The sequence below is a fragment of the Microbacterium sp. LKL04 genome (genome assembly GCF_900102005.1).
GTDB lineage: Bacteria > Actinomycetota > Actinomycetes > Actinomycetales > Microbacteriaceae > Microbacterium.
Genome location: NZ_LT627736.1, coordinates 310,428 through 326,204, shown reverse-complemented (window position 1 = coordinate 326,204; position 15,777 = coordinate 310,428). Strand labels below are relative to the sequence as shown.

At 70.5% G+C, this 15,777-nt stretch carries 13 protein-coding genes, 1 tRNA gene and 1 other RNA gene; 8 read left to right on the top strand and 7 right to left on the bottom strand.

Going from position 1 to position 15,777, the window contains the following annotated elements; translation table 11 throughout:
• Positions 1-11: 11 nt before the first annotated feature.
• From BLP38_RS01610 to ffs, 3 genes are all read right to left on the bottom strand, one after another.
• Positions 12-1,235: an acetate/propionate family kinase gene (locus tag BLP38_RS01610; protein WP_091352009.1), complete on the bottom strand. Its 1,224-nt coding sequence runs from the start codon at positions 1,233-1,235 to the stop codon at positions 12-14.
• Positions 1,232-3,370: a phosphate acetyltransferase gene (gene pta, locus BLP38_RS01605; RefSeq protein ID WP_091352008.1), complete on the bottom strand. Its 2,139-nt coding sequence runs from the start codon at positions 3,368-3,370 to the stop codon at positions 1,232-1,234. Before pta ends, BLP38_RS01610 begins: the two co-directional genes overlap by 4 nt.
• 72 nt (positions 3,371-3,442) lie before the next feature.
• Positions 3,443-3,539, bottom strand: an RNA gene (gene ffs / locus BLP38_RS01600) — signal recognition particle sRNA small type.
• A gap of 90 nt (positions 3,540-3,629) precedes the next feature.
• Between ffs and BLP38_RS01595 the strand changes: the two genes are divergently transcribed.
• The 3 genes from BLP38_RS01595 to BLP38_RS01585 are packed head-to-tail and all read left to right on the top strand — an operon-like array spanning position 3,630 to position 8,154.
• Positions 3,630-4,661 (top strand): AAA family ATPase, encoded by a 1,032-nt coding sequence (locus BLP38_RS01595; RefSeq protein ID WP_172824642.1) that lies wholly within the window; start codon positions 3,630-3,632, stop codon positions 4,659-4,661.
• Between the two features lie 12 nt (positions 4,662-4,673).
• Complete coding sequence (locus BLP38_RS01590) at positions 4,674-5,921, top strand: DUF58 domain-containing protein (RefSeq protein ID WP_091351998.1); 1,248 nt, start codon at positions 4,674-4,676, stop codon at positions 5,919-5,921.
• The gene (locus BLP38_RS01585) at positions 5,911-8,154 is read left to right on the top strand and encodes a DUF3488 and transglutaminase-like domain-containing protein (protein WP_091351996.1); all 2,244 of its coding nucleotides are present in this window, start codon (positions 5,911-5,913) and stop codon (positions 8,152-8,154) included. Before BLP38_RS01590 ends, BLP38_RS01585 begins: the two co-directional genes overlap by 11 nt.
• A gap of 56 nt (positions 8,155-8,210) precedes the next feature.
• Here the strand turns inward: BLP38_RS01585 and BLP38_RS01580 are convergent.
• From BLP38_RS01580 to BLP38_RS01570, 3 genes are all read right to left on the bottom strand, one after another.
• Positions 8,211-8,302: transfer RNA gene (locus tag BLP38_RS01580), tRNA-Ser, on the bottom strand.
• A 74-nt stretch (positions 8,303-8,376) separates the two neighbouring features.
• Positions 8,377-9,153: an isocitrate lyase/PEP mutase family protein gene (locus BLP38_RS01575; protein WP_091351994.1), complete on the bottom strand. Its 777-nt coding sequence runs from the start codon at positions 9,151-9,153 to the stop codon at positions 8,377-8,379.
• A gap of 74 nt (positions 9,154-9,227) precedes the next feature.
• A complete protein-coding gene (locus BLP38_RS01570; protein WP_091351984.1) occupies positions 9,228-9,674 on the bottom strand; it encodes an SRPBCC family protein in 447 nt (148 codons plus the stop codon).
• Between the two features lie 143 nt (positions 9,675-9,817).
• Between BLP38_RS01570 and BLP38_RS01565 the strand changes: the two genes are divergently transcribed.
• Positions 9,818-10,621, top strand: coding sequence for a hypothetical protein (locus tag BLP38_RS01565; protein ID WP_091351982.1), 804 nt, complete (start codon positions 9,818-9,820; stop codon positions 10,619-10,621).
• 6 nt (positions 10,622-10,627) lie between these two features.
• Here the strand turns inward: BLP38_RS01565 and BLP38_RS01560 are convergent, their stop codons facing one another.
• Complete coding sequence (locus BLP38_RS01560; RefSeq protein ID WP_172824641.1) at positions 10,628-11,146, bottom strand: GNAT family N-acetyltransferase; 519 nt, start codon at positions 11,144-11,146, stop codon at positions 10,628-10,630.
• A 95-nt stretch (positions 11,147-11,241) separates the two neighbouring features.
• Between BLP38_RS01560 and BLP38_RS01555 the strand changes: the two genes are divergently transcribed.
• The 4 genes from BLP38_RS01555 to BLP38_RS01540 all read left to right on the top strand — a co-directional run bounded on the left by BLP38_RS01555 (position 11,242) and on the right by BLP38_RS01540 (position 15,769).
• Entirely contained in the window at positions 11,242-12,474 is a 1,233-nt protein-coding gene (locus BLP38_RS01555; RefSeq protein ID WP_231916542.1) for an ROK family transcriptional regulator, read from the top strand.
• 112 nt (positions 12,475-12,586) lie between these two features.
• Positions 12,587-13,948, top strand: coding sequence for an extracellular solute-binding protein (locus tag BLP38_RS01550; protein ID WP_091351978.1), 1,362 nt, complete (start codon positions 12,587-12,589; stop codon positions 13,946-13,948).
• A 4-nt stretch (positions 13,949-13,952) separates the two neighbouring features.
• Positions 13,953-14,897 carry a carbohydrate ABC transporter permease gene (locus BLP38_RS01545; protein ID WP_091351976.1) on the top strand — a complete coding sequence of 315 codons (945 nt, stop codon included), beginning with the start codon at positions 13,953-13,955 and terminating at the stop codon, positions 14,895-14,897.
• Positions 14,894-15,769 carry a carbohydrate ABC transporter permease gene (locus BLP38_RS01540; RefSeq protein ID WP_091351973.1) on the top strand — a complete coding sequence of 292 codons (876 nt, stop codon included), beginning with the start codon at positions 14,894-14,896 and terminating at the stop codon, positions 15,767-15,769. Before BLP38_RS01545 ends, BLP38_RS01540 begins: the two co-directional genes overlap by 4 nt.
• Positions 15,770-15,777 lie beyond the last annotated feature (8 nt).

The following is a 15,777-nucleotide window of genomic DNA, read 5'->3' as shown; positions in this document are numbered from 1 at the left end:
CAGCGTATCCGTCACGCCGTCGCGACCGCGTGGGCCTGGCGGGCGATCTCGAGTTCCTCGTCGGTGGGGACGACGAGGACGGTGACGGGCGAGTCGTCGGTGGAGATGACCCGGATGCCGCGCTCGCTCGAGGCGTTGCGCTCGGCGTCCAGTCGCACCCCGGCGAAGCCGAAGGTGTCGAGCGCGGCGGCGCGCACGACAGCGGAGTTCTCGCCCACGCCCGCCGTGAACGAGATGACGTCGGCGCCGCCGAGCTGAGCGAGATAGGCGCCGATGTAGGCGCGGAGCCGGTGGATGTAGACGTCGAAGGCGAGGCTCGCGTCGGCATCCCCCTCTCGGCGGCGCGAGTCGATGTCGCGCATGTCGGAGGCGCCGGCGAGGCCGAGCAGCCCGCTCTTCTTGTTGAGGAACGAGTCGAGCTCCCCCGGTGTCATGTCCTCGCGCCGGGCGAGGACGCCGAGGACGGAGGGGTCGATGTCGCCCGAGCGGGTTCCCATCACGAGGCCTTCGAGCGGAGTGAGCCCCATCGATGTGTCGACCGACTCGCCGCCGCGGATCGCGGTCGCGGAGGCACCGTTGCCGAGGTGCAGCACGATCTGGGAAAGGTCGGAGAGGGGCCGACCGAGGAAGGCGGCGGCCGCCTCGCTCACGAATTTGTGGCTCGTGCCGTGGAAGCCGTACTTGCGGATGCGGTGCTTCTGCGCCGTCTCGCGGTCGATGGCGTACGTATATGCCGCCGCCGGCATCGTCTGGTGGAAGGCGGTGTCGAACACGGCGACGTGGGGCACGTCGGCGAACGCCGCCCGCGCCGCGCGGATGCCCTGGAGCGCCCCGGGGTTGTGCAGTGGCGCGAGGGCCGAGAGCTCGTCGATGTTGATCTCGACGAGCGGGGTGACGAGCGTCGGCTCGAAGAAGCGCGCACCGCCCTGGACGACGCGATGGCCGACGGCGACGGGGCGGTCCCGCTCGAGGGACGGGCCCTGAGCGTCGAAGGCGTCGAGCATGACCGCGAAGCCTGTCGTGTGGTCAGGGATCGGGCGCTCGATGCGCGTCGTCGCCTTCGTCGCGGTGACGCCGGCTCCCTCCCCGGCGAAGAAGACGGTGTGCGTGGCGACGCCGGTCGCCTCGCCGATCCGCTCCACGAGCCCGGAGGCCAGAGCCCGCTCGGTCTCGACGTCGACGAGCTGGTACTTGAACGACGACGAGCCGCTGTTGATGACGAGGACGGGGGTCATGCGCGGGTCTCCGGGGCTGCGGCATCCGCCGCGTTCTGGGCTTGGATCGCGGTGATCGCGATCGTGTTCACGATGTCCTCGACGAGCGCTCCGCGGGAGAGGTCGTTGATGGGCTTGTTGAGACCCTGCAGGACCGGCCCCATCGCGACGGCGCCCGCCGAGCGCTGCACGGCCTTGTACGTGTTGTTGCCGGTGTTCAGGTCGGGGAACACGAAGACCGTGGCACGGCCCGCGACGTCCGACCCCGGCATCTTCGTCGCGGCGACGGCGGCATCGGTCGCGGCGTCGTACTGGATGGGACCTTCGACGAGAAGCTTCGGGGCGCGCTCGCGCACGAGCGCGGTGGCCTCGCGGACCTTCTCGACGTCGGCGCCGGAGCCGGACTCCCCCGTCGAGTACGACAGCATCGCGACCCGCGGCGAGATCCCGAACTGGTCCGCCGTCGCGGCTGACGACACGGCGATGTCGGCGAGCTGCGGGGCGGTCGGGTCGGGGATCACGGCGCAGTCCCCGTAGACGAGCACACGGTCGGCGAGCGCCATGAGGAACACGCTCGAGACCACGTCCACACCCGGCTTCGTCTTGATGATCTCGAACGCGGGACGGATCGTGTGCGCCGTCGTGTGCGCCGCACCCGAGACCATGCCGTCGGCGAGCCCCAGGTGCACCATGAGCGTGCCGAAGTAGGAGACGTCCGTGACGGTGTCGGCGGCCTGGCGGAACGTGATGCCCTTGTGGGCGCGCAGCCGCTCGTACTCCCGGGCGAACTTGTCGACGTGGACGGCGTCGAACGGGCTGAGGACCTCGGCGGCCTGGATGTCGAGACCCAGTTCGAGCGCGCGGGAGCGCACCTCGATGGGCTCACCGAGGATCGTGATGTCGGCGATGCCCCGCGCGAGGGCCGTCGCGGCGGCGCGGAGGATGCGGTCGTCGCTCCCCTCGGGCAGCACGATGCGGCGCCGCTCGCTGCGCGCCCGCTCGATGAGGCCGTACTGGAACATGAGCGGCGTGACGACACTCGAGCTCGCGAGGCCGATTCGTCGCAGCAGGTCGTCGGTGTCGACGTGCTGGTCGAACAGCGACAGGGCGGTGTCGTAGCGGCGCTGCGAGTGGGCGGCGAGGCGACCGCGTGCGCTCATGATTCCGCGGACGGTCTCATAGGTGCCCTGATCGGTCGCGAGGATCGGGAGGTTCGAGTCGAGACCGTCGATCAACCGCTCGACGTGCTCGGGCAGCTCGAAGGGTCCGTAGAGGACGATGCCCGACAGCGACGGGAAGGTGCCGGACGCGTTGGCCAGCAGCGCTGCGAGCAGCACCTCGGTGCGGTCGGCAGCCACGGCGAGGATGGCCGCCTCTTCGAGACGCGGCAGGACGTTGTTGAGCGACATCCCCGCGACGACGACGTGGAGCACCTCCCGCTCGAGCAGGGCCTCGTCACCCTTCATGAGGGTCGCGTCCAGCGATCGGGCGACGTCACGAACCGAGGGCGCCACGAGGTAGGCGTCCTCGGGGATCGCCCAGACGCCGATGTCGCCCTCGGCGGCGGGCACACGCCGCACGGCGGAGACGATGTCGTCGAGTCGGTCGGGGTCGGCGCGGTTGACGACGACCGCGAAGATCCCCGCACGCTCGTGCTTGAGCTCGGCCAGGGCGAGCGTGGCGAGGTTCCCCACCTGCTCGGGGGACAGGCCCGCGGCATCCGTCGACCGCTCACCGTCGGCGGGCTGCCCCGACAACACGACGAGGACCGGAGCCCCGAGGTTCGCGGCGATCCGCGCGTTGTAGCCGAGCTCGGCGGGGCTCCCCACGTCGGTGTAGTCGCTGCCGATGATGACGACGGCGTCGCATTGGGCTTCGACGGCCTTGTACCGCTCGACGATGCGACCGAGGGCGGCATCGGGGTCGGCGCGGACCTCGTCGTAGGTGGCGCCGATGCACTCGTCGTAGCCGAGGTCGACGCCGTCGTGGTCCAGGAGCATCTCGAGCACGTAGTCGCGCTCCTCGGTGGACCGGGCGATCGCTCGGAACACCCCGACGCGCGGCGACCGACGGCTCAGGGTGTCGAGGACACCCAGGGCGATCGTCGACTTGCCGGAGTGACCTTCGGCGGAGGTGATGTAGATGCTCTGAGCCACGCTCCCAGCCTAGGCTCGCGGCCCATGCACCGGCTGGGTGCCGCCCCATCTCGCCGAACGGCATCAGGGCAAAAGAAAGACTCTCCGCGAACCCGGCAGAGCCCGGTTACCCTTGCTACGTTTCCGTCCTGGGGGAGTTGGCCTGGGTGCCGTCTCGCGGAGAGCTGCTGCAAGTCTACCCGACGTCGGCCGCCGCCCAGCGACGCCGGGTTAGCATCGGTCCTGGCGCGCTGCTGCGCCCACCGCGTGAGGGGGACGGATGACCGACGACCAGACGACCATGACGGCGCCGGAAGGCCAGGCCCCGATGCGGGCGACGACCCGAGTCGACGCGACCGCATTCGCGGAGACGACCGCCGCGCTCGTCGATTCGGTGTCGAAGGTCATCGACGGCAAGCCGCACGCCGTGCGCGCCGCGCTCATCTGCCTCCTGGCCGAGGGTCATCTGCTCATCGAAGACGTTCCGGGAGTCGGCAAGACGATGCTCGCGCGGGCACTGGGCAGCTCGATCCAGGCGACCGTGCGCCGCATCCAGTTCACGCCCGACCTGCTGCCCAGCGACGTGACCGGCGTGAGCGTCTACGACCAGTCCGAGGGCCGGTTCGATTTCAAACCGGGCGCGATCTTCGCCCACATCGTCATCGCCGACGAGATCAACCGGTCATCGCCCAAGACGCAGTCCGCTCTGCTCGAGGCGATGGAGGAGCGGCAGGTCACCGTCGACGGCACGAGCCGGGGCCTGCCCGAGCCCTTCCTCGTCGTCGCGACGCAGAATCCGCTCGAGATGGAGGGCACCTACGCCCTCCCCGAAGCCCAGCGGGATCGGTTCATGATGCGCATCTCGATGGGGTATCCGGATGCTGAGAACGAAGCGCTCATGCTGCGTCAGCGCGACACCGGAAACCCGCTCGACGCCATCCGCGCCGTGACCACCGCGGACCGCGTGTCCGCGCTCATCGCGTGGACTCGGACCGTGCACGTCTCGCCCGCCGTCGAGGAATACGCCGTCGCACTGTCGCGCGCGACGCGCGAGCACGGCGATCTGCGCCTCGGCGCCAGCCCTCGCGCGACGTTGCAGCTCGTCCGGGCGGCGAAGGTCTGGGCGGCGCTCGAAGGCCGCGAATACGTCATCCCCGACGACCTCGTGTCGCTGCTCGAGCCCGTCTTCGCCCACCGTCTGATCGCCGCGCGCGGCGCCGCGGTCTCGCGCGGACGAGGCGGAGTCGACCTGGTCGCGGCGGCTCTCGAGCAGATCGTCAGGTCGGTGCGCGTGCCGGTCGCCGCGCGCTGAGCGAACGTCCCCATGACACGGTGGCCGCTCACCCCCCGAGGCACGGGCGCGATCGTGCTCGCATTCGCGGCGTTCATCCTCGCTCCCGCGTTCGGCGTTCCGGCGCTCCTCTTCTTCGGCGTCCTGCTGGTGGCCGCGGTCGGCCTCTCCTTCGCCTCACTGTGGCTCGGTCACCGCGCCGACGGCGTCCGCCGCTCGTTCGCGCCGCCCGTCGCCTCGGTCGGGGCCGACGTCGATGTGCGCGTGCGCATCGAGTCGCGCTCGGTCCTGCCGACGATCGTCGGCACCTGGCACGATCGACTGCCTCGCGGCGTCGAGGGCGAACCGACCGGTGTCTACCCGGCGCTGCGATCCGGTCTCGTCTCGGGCAGCCACCGCGTCGACATCTCCTACCGCGTGCGCGCCCGGCGGCGCGGTGTCCGCCCGATCGGGCCGCTCGTGGTCGAGACCACAGATCCCTTCGGCCTGTCTCGCCGCCGGCAGGAGCTCGGCGGAGCCGTCCCCCTCACGATCGCCCCGGCCGTGGTGGCGCTGGAGATGTTCGACGACTTCCCGGGAGCAGCGGGCGGAACCATGCAGTCGGTCACCGACAAGCTCGGCCAGGGCGCCGACAACCTCATTCCCCGCGCCTACGCCCCCGGCGACTCGATGCGCCGCATCCACTGGCGGGCCAGCGCTCACCGCGGCGAACTCATGGTGCGGCAGGAGGAACGCGAGTCGAACCCCGAGGCGGTCATCGTCTTCGACCGAGCGGTCGCGAGATGGAGCGCAGACGCGCTGCGCTCCCCCGGCGAGGACCTCGACTTCGAGGCAGCCGTCTCGACGGTCGTCTCGGCCGCCGCGCGCTTCATCCGTGAGGGGTACAGCGTCGCGGTCATCGACGTCGACGGGACGGAGCTCTTCGACCCGATCGAGGGTGGCGACACCGCTGCGCTCGAGGCGATGACGACAGCGTTCGCCACACTCACGGCGAGCCGCGCCGGCGCCCTGACAGACCTCGCCCCGCTGTTCGCCGGGGCGACTCTGGGGCCCGTCGTCGTCATCACCGGGGAGATCTATCCGGCGGATGCCGCGTCCCTGGCTCCGATCGTGGGCCACACCAGCATGCCGGTGCTGTTCGCCCTCGCCGGGGCGGGCGACGCGCTCCGCGTGGCGCGCGAGACGGGATGGCGCGTGCACAGCCTCGAGCCCGAGGACGAACTCGAATCGCTCTGGTCCGGCGTCCCCGGGATGGAAGGGTTACGCGGCCATGTCGGATGAGCTCAGCGAGGCGACGCGCCCTCGGCACGACGGCCTGTCGACGACGGCGCTGCTGCTGGCCCTGGTGGCATCCCTCGTCCCGCTGTTCACCGTGGTCTCCGGAGGTGCGTGGGCGGCGCTCGCGTTCGTGCTCGCGGCGGTGCTCCTCGGAGCGGGTTACCTGCTGCGTCGTCTGCGGGTGAGCGCCGTGCTCGTCACCCTCATCCTCGCGGCGGTGTGGACCGCGATCATGACAGCCGTCTTCTTCTCCGACGTGGCGTGGCTGTTCGTCGTCCCGTCGGGCGAGGCGTTCGCCCGGGTGCCGCGACTGATCGAGATCGCGAGCAACGACATCGCGGTGGGGGTCGCCCCCATCGACGCGTCCGCGTCGCTGACCTTCCTCATCGTGGGCGCCGTCGGGCTGCTCGCCATCGCGCTCGATCACGTCGTCCTGACGGCACGGATGCCGCTGCTCGCCGGTGTCGCACTGATCGCCGTCTGGCTGATCCCGACGCTCGCCGTCCCCCGCCCGATCGATCTCTGGGCGTTCACCCTTCTTGCGCTCGCGCTCCTGTGGCTGCTGCGCACCGAAACGCGCGGACGCGACCGGACCCGGTCGACGGCCGCGCCGCGTGGCGGTGTCGGCGCGGTCGCGGCCGTGATCGCGGCATCCGCCGTCGTCATCGCCGTCATCGCCGCACCGGCTCTCCCCTCACCCGCCGCGCCCAGCGGCGGGCTGGGCGGCGGCACGCGAATCGACGCGTCCCTGAATCTCGGCGACGACCTCCGCCGCCCCGCCGAGGTGCCGGTGGTCAAGCAGTGGAGCGCTGCGTCCGCCCCGGCCTACCTCCGCGTGGCCACGCTGACCGAGCTCGAGGGCGATTCCTGGCAGCCCGATCGGAGCCGCTCGGTGCCGCTCGACGAATGGTCGCCCGAGGACGCCGCCGGCGACGGGATCGAGATCGCCGAGGAGCGACGCACAGTCGAGGTGCTCGACCTGTCGTCGGCCCAGTTGCCGGTGCCCGCCGACGCCGTCTCGGTCGACGGGGTGACGGGGCTCTGGCGGATCGCCCCCGCCAACGGGACGGTCGTCTCCCCTTCGACGGCCGCGCGCGGGCAGCAGTTCGAGGTCGTCAGCCGCACACCTCGGCCCACCCTCGAGCAGGCACGGGCCGCCGAGGCGAGCGGCGGACCGCGGCAGGCCCGCGACCTGCCCGCCGACACCTCACCCGAGATCGCGGAACTGGCCGCCGAGGTCACCGCCGACGCGTCGAACGACTACGACCGTCTGCTCGCGCTGCAGTCGTGGTTCCGAGGTCCCGAGTTCGACTACTCCCTCGACGCACCCGTCGAGGACGGCTTCGACGGATCGGGGATCGAAGCCGTCTCGACCTTCCTCCAGGTCCGGTCCGGGTACTGCGTGCACTTCGCGTCGGCGTTCGCGATCATGGCGCGGACCCTCGACATGCCCTCGCGGGTCGTCGTCGGCTTCCTGCCCGGTCTGCCCACCGGCGACGTCGTCGACGACCAACGGGTGTATCAGGCCACCACGGCCCAGCTGCACGCCTGGCCCGAGATCTTCTTCGACGGCATCGGCTGGGTCCCCTTCGAACCGACGAAGAGCCTCGGCGTGGCCCAGCGGTTCACCTCCGAGCAGGACACGTCGAACGAGCCCGAGCCGACGCCGACGCCGACGGCCGCCGCGGAGCCGACCCCCACCGCATCCTCGGCGCCCCGCCCCGAAGAGGACCCCACGGCGGGCACCCCGCAGGCGACGACGTTCTCGATCCTGCGGGTCCTGCCGGCTATCGGCATCCTGCTCGGCGCTCTGCTCGTGCTCGCCCTGCCCGCCCTCGTCCGCGCGGCGCTGTTCCGGAGGCGCGTGACGCAGGCCCGCCGGGGCAGCGCCGGGGCGGCGTGGCGTCTCGTCCAGGAAGCGGCGATCGACCTCGGCATCCCGGTCCCCGATTCCGAATCCCCTCGGGCGTTCGGCGACCGGCTCCGGCGCGACCACGGCGCCCCGGAGGCGGCGGTGGAGCGTCTGGTGAGCGCGGTCGAACGGTCGAGCTATGCCCTGCCCGGATCGTTCGCCGACACCGACGGGACGGAGCTGACGACGGATGCCGCCGCTGTCCGCTCCGGACTGTTCGCCTCCGTGTCGGCGTCCCGACGCCTCGTCGGGCGACTGCTCCCCCGGTCCCTCGTCATCCGTCCCGGCTCGACCTTCGCCGAGGCGACGCCGCTCGGGCGCTGACATCCGGGACGCCGGGAACGACGAAGCCCCGCACCTCGAGGTGCGGGGCTTCGCTCTGGCGGAAGCGACAGGATTTGAACCTGCGAGACGAGTTACCCCGCCTACATGGATTCCAGCCATGCTCCTTCGGCCGCTCGGACACGCTTCCAACGGGAGAGCCTACCACGCAGGCTCCGCGCGCCTCGCGCACCGGTCGGGCCGGCGGCATCCATCACACGGGGCTCAGTTGAGGGCTCGCGTGCTGTCGGGGATCACGCCGTCCCGGTACAGATCGGCGGCGAGGTCCTGGTAGGCGGTCAGGGCGACGCGCTGCGTGAGCGGGCCGTACGAGATCCGGGCGACGCCGAGCTTCTCGTACTCCGCCGCGCGGAGGGCACCGGGAAGGCCGATCACGCTCACGCGGCCGATGCCCTCGACGAGCCGCGCCGTCGTCTCGGCGTCGAGCTGGCCGGGCACGAAGACGACATCGGCACCCGCGTCGATGAAAGCGCGGCCGCGGGCGACGGCATCCGCGATCGATTCCTCGAGCGGGCGGTCGCCGCCGCGGACGAACGCGTCGGTCCGGGCGTTGAGGGCGAACGGGACCCCCTCCGCCTCAGCGGCCCGGACGGCGGCAGCCACCCGGGCGACGGACTCGTCGAAGGGACGGAGCCGGTCTTCCATGTTCGCCCCGGCGATGCCGACACCGATCGCGCGCCGAACGGTGTCGGCCGTGTCGGCGTACCCGTCGTCGAGGTCGGCCGACACCGGCACGTCGCCGGCCGCGGCGACGATGCGCCCGACCATGTCGAGGGTCGTCTCGAGCGGGATGCTGCCGTCGTCGTATCCGAAGGATGCGGCGATGGAGTGACCCGCCGTGGCGATGGCGCGCGTCTCCGGCAGGGCCAGGACGGCTTTCGCGGAGATCACGTCCCACACGTTGACGACGCGGAGGATCTCGGGGGCGGCGTGGAGGTCGCGGAGGCGGCGAGCGCGGCCGTCGACGGAGAGAGTGCTCATGCCTCCACCGTGCCACGACGGCCCGGTGGAATGCACCACCGGGCCGTCGAGGAGCGATCGGACGCGCCGTCCGCTCAGCCCACGTCGCCTCTCCAGGCACCGGTCTCAGCGCCGCGGGATTCGATGAACTCCTTGAACTTCTGCAGGTCCTTCCTCACCGCATGGTCGTCGATGCCGATCGCGGCGCCGACGGTCTCGACGAAGCCCTCGGGCTTCCAGTCGAGCTGCACGGTCACTCGCGTCTCGGTGTCGCTCAAGCGGTGGAAGGTGACGACGCCGGCGTGATCTTCGTCCACGCTCTTCCACGCGACGCGTTCGTCGGGGTGCTGTTCGGTGATGTGAGCGGTGAACTCCCGCTCCGCTCCGCCGATCTTCACGTTCCAGCGCGTCGTCGTCTCGTCGATCTGGGTGATCGACTGCACGTAGCTGAGGAAGTGGGGGAAGGACTCGAACTGGGTCCACTGGTTGTACGCGGTCGACACGGGCACGGTGACGTCGACGGTTTCGATGATGCTGGCCACGGTTCTCCTCTCGTCGGAATGTGCGACCCATCATCGAGCGAGCCGGCCGATCGGCAGCAGGGGCTTGCGTCTCCTGCGTCGGACCGATAGGCGGCGGGTAGGCTCGTCGGCGACTCCGCCACTCCGACGCAAGGAGCCGCACCGTGCGCACCTCTGTCCTGCCGCTGCCCGTCGCCGCGGTCGCCCTCACCCTCGCCCTCGCCGGGTGCACGGGTCAGACCACGCCCGCTCCTCCCGCGTCGTCGGCGAGCGGCGCGCCCGCCCCCTCTCCGACCGCGACGGAACCGGCCCCCTCTCCCACGACAGCGGCTCCGGCCGTGGACACCCCGCCGGAGTGCGAGACCCTGGATCTCAGCGCCGGAACGGTCGCCGGCGCCGATCTCGGACCGTGCATCCAGGCGACGCTCGTCCGCTACGACTCAGGCACCCTGACCATCGACGGCGACGAACTGGCGGGCACGGTCGTCTATCACTACGACCCCGCGTTCGAGTTCCGCGGCGATCTCGAGACCGGGGCGGGCCCTGCCGCCATCAGCTTCGTCGACGGTGTCATGCTGCTCGACGAGGGAGACGGGCCGGTCGTCGCCGATGTGGGCGCCTCCGACGCCGGATCCCAGGCCGCCGGCTCCACCGCCGAGGTGTACCGGGTCTTCTCGGACCCCGGTTTCATGGGAGACCTCATCGGGGCGGGCGAGAGCTGGTCGGTGTCCGATGCTCCGGAGAAGGTCGAGACCCCGGATGGCGGATCGGTCGACGCTTACCGTCTCGAGAGCGGCGCGGCGTACTCGTGGTACGACATCCCGATCGATTCCTACACGCTGTGGCTGACCGCCGACGGTCGCCCCGTCGCCGCCGAATCCACGACCGGCTTCCTGGGTCGCACCGCGACGGTGACGCAGCACCTCACGGGTCTCGGCGAGCCCGTCACGATCACGCCCCTGTCCTGAGACGCGTCAGCGGGCCGCGAGGGCGGTGAGCGCCTCGCCGGTCATGCGCTGCGTCGTCCACTCGTCCATGGCCTCGGCGCCGATCGAACGGTAGAACCCTACGGCCGGCGCATTCCAGTCCAGGACCGTCCATTCGAGTCGCGGATATCCGCGCTCGAGCGCGACCGAGGCGAGCGAGGCGAGGAGGGCGGTCCCGTAACCGCGGCCGCGATCGGCCTCGTCGACGAAGAGGTCCTCCAGCCAGATCCCGTGGCGTCCGGTCCAGGTCGAGAAGGTCAGGAACCACACGGCGATGGCGCGGATCTCACCGCCCCGTTCGATCACGTGCGCGAAGGCTTTCGGGTCGTCGCCGAACAGAGACGCCGTCAGGTCGGCGGTCGTCGTGCGCACGGCATCCGGCTCCCGTTCGTACGCGGCGAGCGCATGGATGGCAGCGAGGATGCCGGCCTCGTCGCCGGGCGCGGCGACGCGCAGCACGGCGCCGTCGTCGAGCGTGCGAGAGGAGAACGCAGATGCAGCGGGCATGCCACGAATGTAGTGCGGATGCCGCGGGATCGCCGCCGATCAGAGCGGCACGCTAGTCTCGATCAACCGCCCTTTGGAGCAAAGCAGGTTCACTCATGGCCAGACGCGGAGCCAACCAACCGAGCGTCGGCGGATACAACGAGGCCGTCGTGCTGGACCAGATCCGTCGATCGCACGGCTACAGCCGTGTCGAGTTGGCCGATGCGACCGGGTTGTCGGCGCAGACGGTCTCGAACATCGTGCAGCGGCTGCTGGACGCGGGCATCGTCGAAGAGGCGGGCCGCACGAGTTCCGGACGCGGCAAGCCCCGCACGACCCTGCGCCTGGTCGGCAGCAGCCGGTACGCCGTGGGGGTGCACCTCGATCCGGGGCTCATCACCGTCGTCCTGTTGTCGATCGACGGCGAGGTCATCGCACGGCACGCCCGCGCCACTCCCCTCGCTCAGGACCCGTCCGACACGGTCGAGGTCCTGACGCAGGACATCGAGATGACCCTCACCGGCTCGGGAATCGACCGGAGCCGCATCGTCGGCCTCGGCATCGCGGCCCCGGGGCCGATCGACGTCGAGCGCGGCATCGTCCTCGACCCGCCCAACCTCGCCGGGTGGGACCGCGTGCCGCTGCGCGACGCGGTGGCGGGTGCCACCGGCCTCACCGTCCTCCTCGAGAAGGATGTGACGGCTGCGGCGGTGGCGGAGAAGTGGATCGCTGCTCCGGGCGGCGCGCAGAACTTCGCATTCCTGTACGTCGGCACGGGCCTCGGCGTCGGGCTCGTCATCGGCGACGAGGTCGTCCGAGGCGGATCGGGCAACGCCGGCGAGATCGGACACATCGTCGTCGACCCCGACGGCCTGCCCTGCGCATGCGGAATGCGCGGCTGCATCGCGGTGAGCTGTGCGCCCCTCCCCCTCATCGAGGAGGCCGAGCGGCGGGGCATCATCGACGCTCAACGCACGGGGGACGATCCGACCGAGTTGGATGCCGCGCTCACCCGACTCGTGGCACGCGCCGATGGCGGCGACGCGGTCGCACAGACTCTCCTCGCCCGCTGCAGCGAACACATGGCGCGGGCGTTGGCCGTCGTCTCGAATCTTCTCGACGTCGACCGGATCGTCCTCGGTGGGCCCTTCTGGGGACGCCTCGAGCACGTGCTCGCAGAGACGGTGCCACCTCGTCTCGACGAGCTCCGTGCGGCGAGGGGCGTCCACCCGGTCGTCGTGTCGGGGACCGCGCTCGGATCCGACGTCGGAGCGATCGGTGCGGCCTGCCTCATCCTCGACGAGGCACTCACCCCCCGGCCGACGTCGCTGCTCGTGCCGACCGCGTGATGTCATTCACGTCACAGTCGCCGCGGCGCCTTGACTCGGCTATGTCCACTGGATTGACTTACCGTGTCCGGACACGGAGTGCGGGCATCATCGTTCGGAGCGAGGGGGCCCCGTGAGAGTTCGCAACGCCGTCACATCCATCGCAGCCGCATCGGCCGCCGTCCTCCTTCTCGGCGGATGCACCGCGGACGGCGGCGACGACGCCGGTGACACCGTCACGGTCGTCTACTCCAAGACCGATTCCTTCACCGTCCTCGACGAGCTGATGCAGACGGCGAAGAAGGAGTTCGAGGCATCCCACGAAGGGATCACCGTCGAACTGCAGCCGATCACCGCGACGGACGACGACTACAAGACCCGGCTCCAGCTCTCGCTGGCCTCGCCCGACACCGCACCGGATGTCTTCTACGAGGACACGTTCGCCGTCCGCAGCGACATCGAGGCCGGGTACCTCCTGAAGCTCGACGACAAGCTCGACTCATGGGATGACTGGGAGATGTTCGACGACGCGGGTCGCACCGCGGGACAGGGCGAGGACGGCAGCACCTACGCACTGCCGCTGGGTACGGACACCCGCGTCATCTGGTACAACAAGGACGTCCTCGAGAAGGCGGGCGTCAGCACACCCTGGCAGCCCGAGAGCTGGGACGACATCCTGGCGACCGCCGCGCAGATCACGCAGAGCGACCCGGATGTCGTGCCGTTCAACATGTACGCCGGCACCGGCACCGGCGAGGGCACCGTGATGCAGAGCTTCTACGAGCTGCTCTACGGTACGGGCGACGGGACGGGCCTGTTCGACGACGACTCCGGCAAATGGGTTGTCGGCTCGCAGGGCTTCGTCGACTCGTTGACCTTCCTCCAGACGCTGTACGACGAGGGCTACGCGGTCAGCCCCGACAAGGCTCTCGACCCCAACGTGTGGCAGGCGGTCTTCGGAGACTGGTTCCCCCAGGGCACCCTCGGCGCGACGGTCGAAGGCTCGTACACGCCGTCTTTCTGGGCGGAGGGCGGGGACTTCGCCTGGCCCGAGTACGCCGACACCATGGGCGTGGCGCTGTTCCCGACCCAGGACGGCCAGGAGCCCGGAGGCGTCAGCATGTCCGGCGGCTGGACGCTCGCCGCCTCCGCGCAGACCGATGTGCCCGACCTCGCGTTCGAGTTCATGACGACGGTCGTCAACAAGGAGAACGCGCTCTGGTACGCGATCAACAACGCGCAGATCGCGGTCCGGACGGACGTGGCGCAGGAGCCGACCTACCTCGAGTCGAACCCGTTCGTGAAGGCGGTGACGGATGCCGTCTCGGTCACCCATTTCCGCCCGGCCAACAGCGACTACCCGCAGGTCTCGGTCGCCGCGCAGGAGGCGACGGAGGCCGTGATCACGGGGCAGAAGTCGCCCGCCGAAGCCGCCGCCGCCTACGACGACGCCGTGCGGAAGATCGCCGGTGACGACGGAGTCATCACCGAGTGACGGCATGACAACGACCCTCGCGCGCCATCCCCATCCGGCGGCGCCCGCGCCGCGGCGCGCCCGGACGCGGGTGGGCGCTCGCGTCACGCCGACCCGGGCGCTGCCGATGCTGCCGGCCGTCGGGCTCCTCGTCGTCTTCCTCGCCGGTCCCATCGCATGGGCGGTCGGCGGGTCGCTCACCGACCGGGCCCTTACCGGCGTGAGTGCGGCGAAGCCGGAGTTCGTCGGCCTCGACAACTTCGCGAGGCTCTTCACCGACCCGGTCCTCCCCCTCTCGGTGCTGTTGACCGTGCTCTTCGTCGTGGGGTCGGCGATCATCGGCCAGAACGTGCTCGGACTCCTGCTGGCGGTCCTCTTCCGGGCCGGGAGCCCTGCCGTCGCAGGCACCGTCGGGGTGATCGTCGTGACCGCGTGGGTGCTCCCCGAGATCGTGGCAGCCTTCGTCGGGTACGCCTTCCTGTCGGCAGACGGCACCCTCAACGGGGCGCTGTCGCTCATCGGGGTGGCCGGACCGAACTGGCTGTACGCGCTGCCGATGCTCGCGATCATCCTCGCGAACACGTGGCGAGGGACGGCGTTCTCGATGCTGATCTACCGAGCCGCCCTCGATGACGTCCCGCCCGAGGTCACCGAGTCGGCGATGATCGACGGCGCGGGGGCGTGGCAGCGGCTGCGGTTCATCACGCTCCCCATGATCACGGGCACCATCTTCACCAACCTGCTCCTGACGACGCTCCAGACGCTGTCGGTGTTCACGCTCATCTGGGTCATGACGAAGGGCGGGCCGGGCGACCTGTCCGCCACGCTCCCGGTGTTCGCCTATTCGCAGGCGTTCTCGTTCGGGGACATCGGTTACGGGAACGCCATCGCGATCGTCATGCTGGCTCTGGGCGCGGTGTTCTCGCTCGCCTACGTCCTGTCGCTGCGCCGCCGAGGGAGCGTCTCGTGAGCGTGGCGACGCCACCTCGTCGGTCCCCGCTCGCAGCCAGCATCGCGTCGCCGCGGCGCGGAGCGACGCGGTTCTGGGCGAACCTCGTCCTCGTGGTGATCGGCGTGATCTTCGCCGCGCCGCTCGCCTGGGTCGTCCTGGCCTCGATCGATTCCGCCGCGACCTACCAGGTCGCGTGGCCCGCGGAACCCACCCTCGACAACTTCACGGACGTCCTGACCCCCGAATTGACGCTGCGCCCGCTCCTGAACAGCCTGTTGCTGTCGACCGGCGCGGCAGCGGTGACGGTCGTGGCATCCGTCCTCGCCGCCTATCCGCTCTCGCGCTACCGGTCCCGCTTCAATGCTCCGTTCCTCTACTCGGTGCTGTTCGCGAGCTGCCTGCCGATCACGGCGATCATGGTCCCCGTCTACAGCCTGTTCGTGCAGATGCGGCTCATCAATCAGCCGTGGGCGGTCGCCCTGTTCCTCGCCGCGAGCGCACTGCCGATGGCACTGTGGATGACGAAGAACTTCATGGACTCGGTCCCGGTGAGCCTCGAAGAGGCCGCGTGGGTCGATGGGGCGAGCGCCATGCGCGCGCTCCTCACTGTCGTCGTCCCGCTCATGCGCCCGGCGCTCAGCGTCGTCTTCGTCTTCGTGTTCCTGCAGGCATGGGGCAACTTCTTCGTCCCGTTCGTTCTCCTGCTGACCCCCGACTGGCAGCCCGCGGCTGTCTCCATCTACTCGTTCTTCGGCCAGTACGGCACGGTCGCCTATGGACGTCTGGCCGCGTACTCGCTGCTGTACTCGATCCCCGTACTCGGCCTCTACCTCATCGTCACCCGCGGCCTCGGGGGCTCCTTCGCCCTCTCCGGTGCCGTCAAAGGCTGACCCGAACA

Coding starts and splice junctions, on each gene's coding strand:
- BLP38_RS01590 (WP_091351998.1), top strand. CDS start 4,674: ATGACACGGTGGCCGCTCACCCCCCGAGGCACGGGCGCGATCGTGCTC.
- BLP38_RS01595 (WP_172824642.1), top strand. CDS start 3,630: ATGACCGACGACCAGACGACCATGACGGCGCCGGAAGGCCAGGCCCCG.
- BLP38_RS01560 (WP_172824641.1), bottom strand. CDS start 11,146: ATGCCCGCTGCATCTGCGTTCTCCTCTCGCACGCTCGACGACGGCGCC.
- BLP38_RS01545 (WP_091351976.1), top strand. CDS start 13,953: ATGACAACGACCCTCGCGCGCCATCCCCATCCGGCGGCGCCCGCGCCG.
- BLP38_RS01610 (WP_091352009.1), bottom strand. CDS start 1,235: ATGACCCCCGTCCTCGTCATCAACAGCGGCTCGTCGTCGTTCAAGTAC.
- BLP38_RS01555 (WP_231916542.1), top strand. CDS start 11,242: ATGGCCAGACGCGGAGCCAACCAACCGAGCGTCGGCGGATACAACGAG.
- BLP38_RS01585 (WP_091351996.1), top strand. CDS start 5,911: ATGTCGGATGAGCTCAGCGAGGCGACGCGCCCTCGGCACGACGGCCTG.
- BLP38_RS01575 (WP_091351994.1), bottom strand. CDS start 9,153: ATGAGCACTCTCTCCGTCGACGGCCGCGCTCGCCGCCTCCGCGACCTC.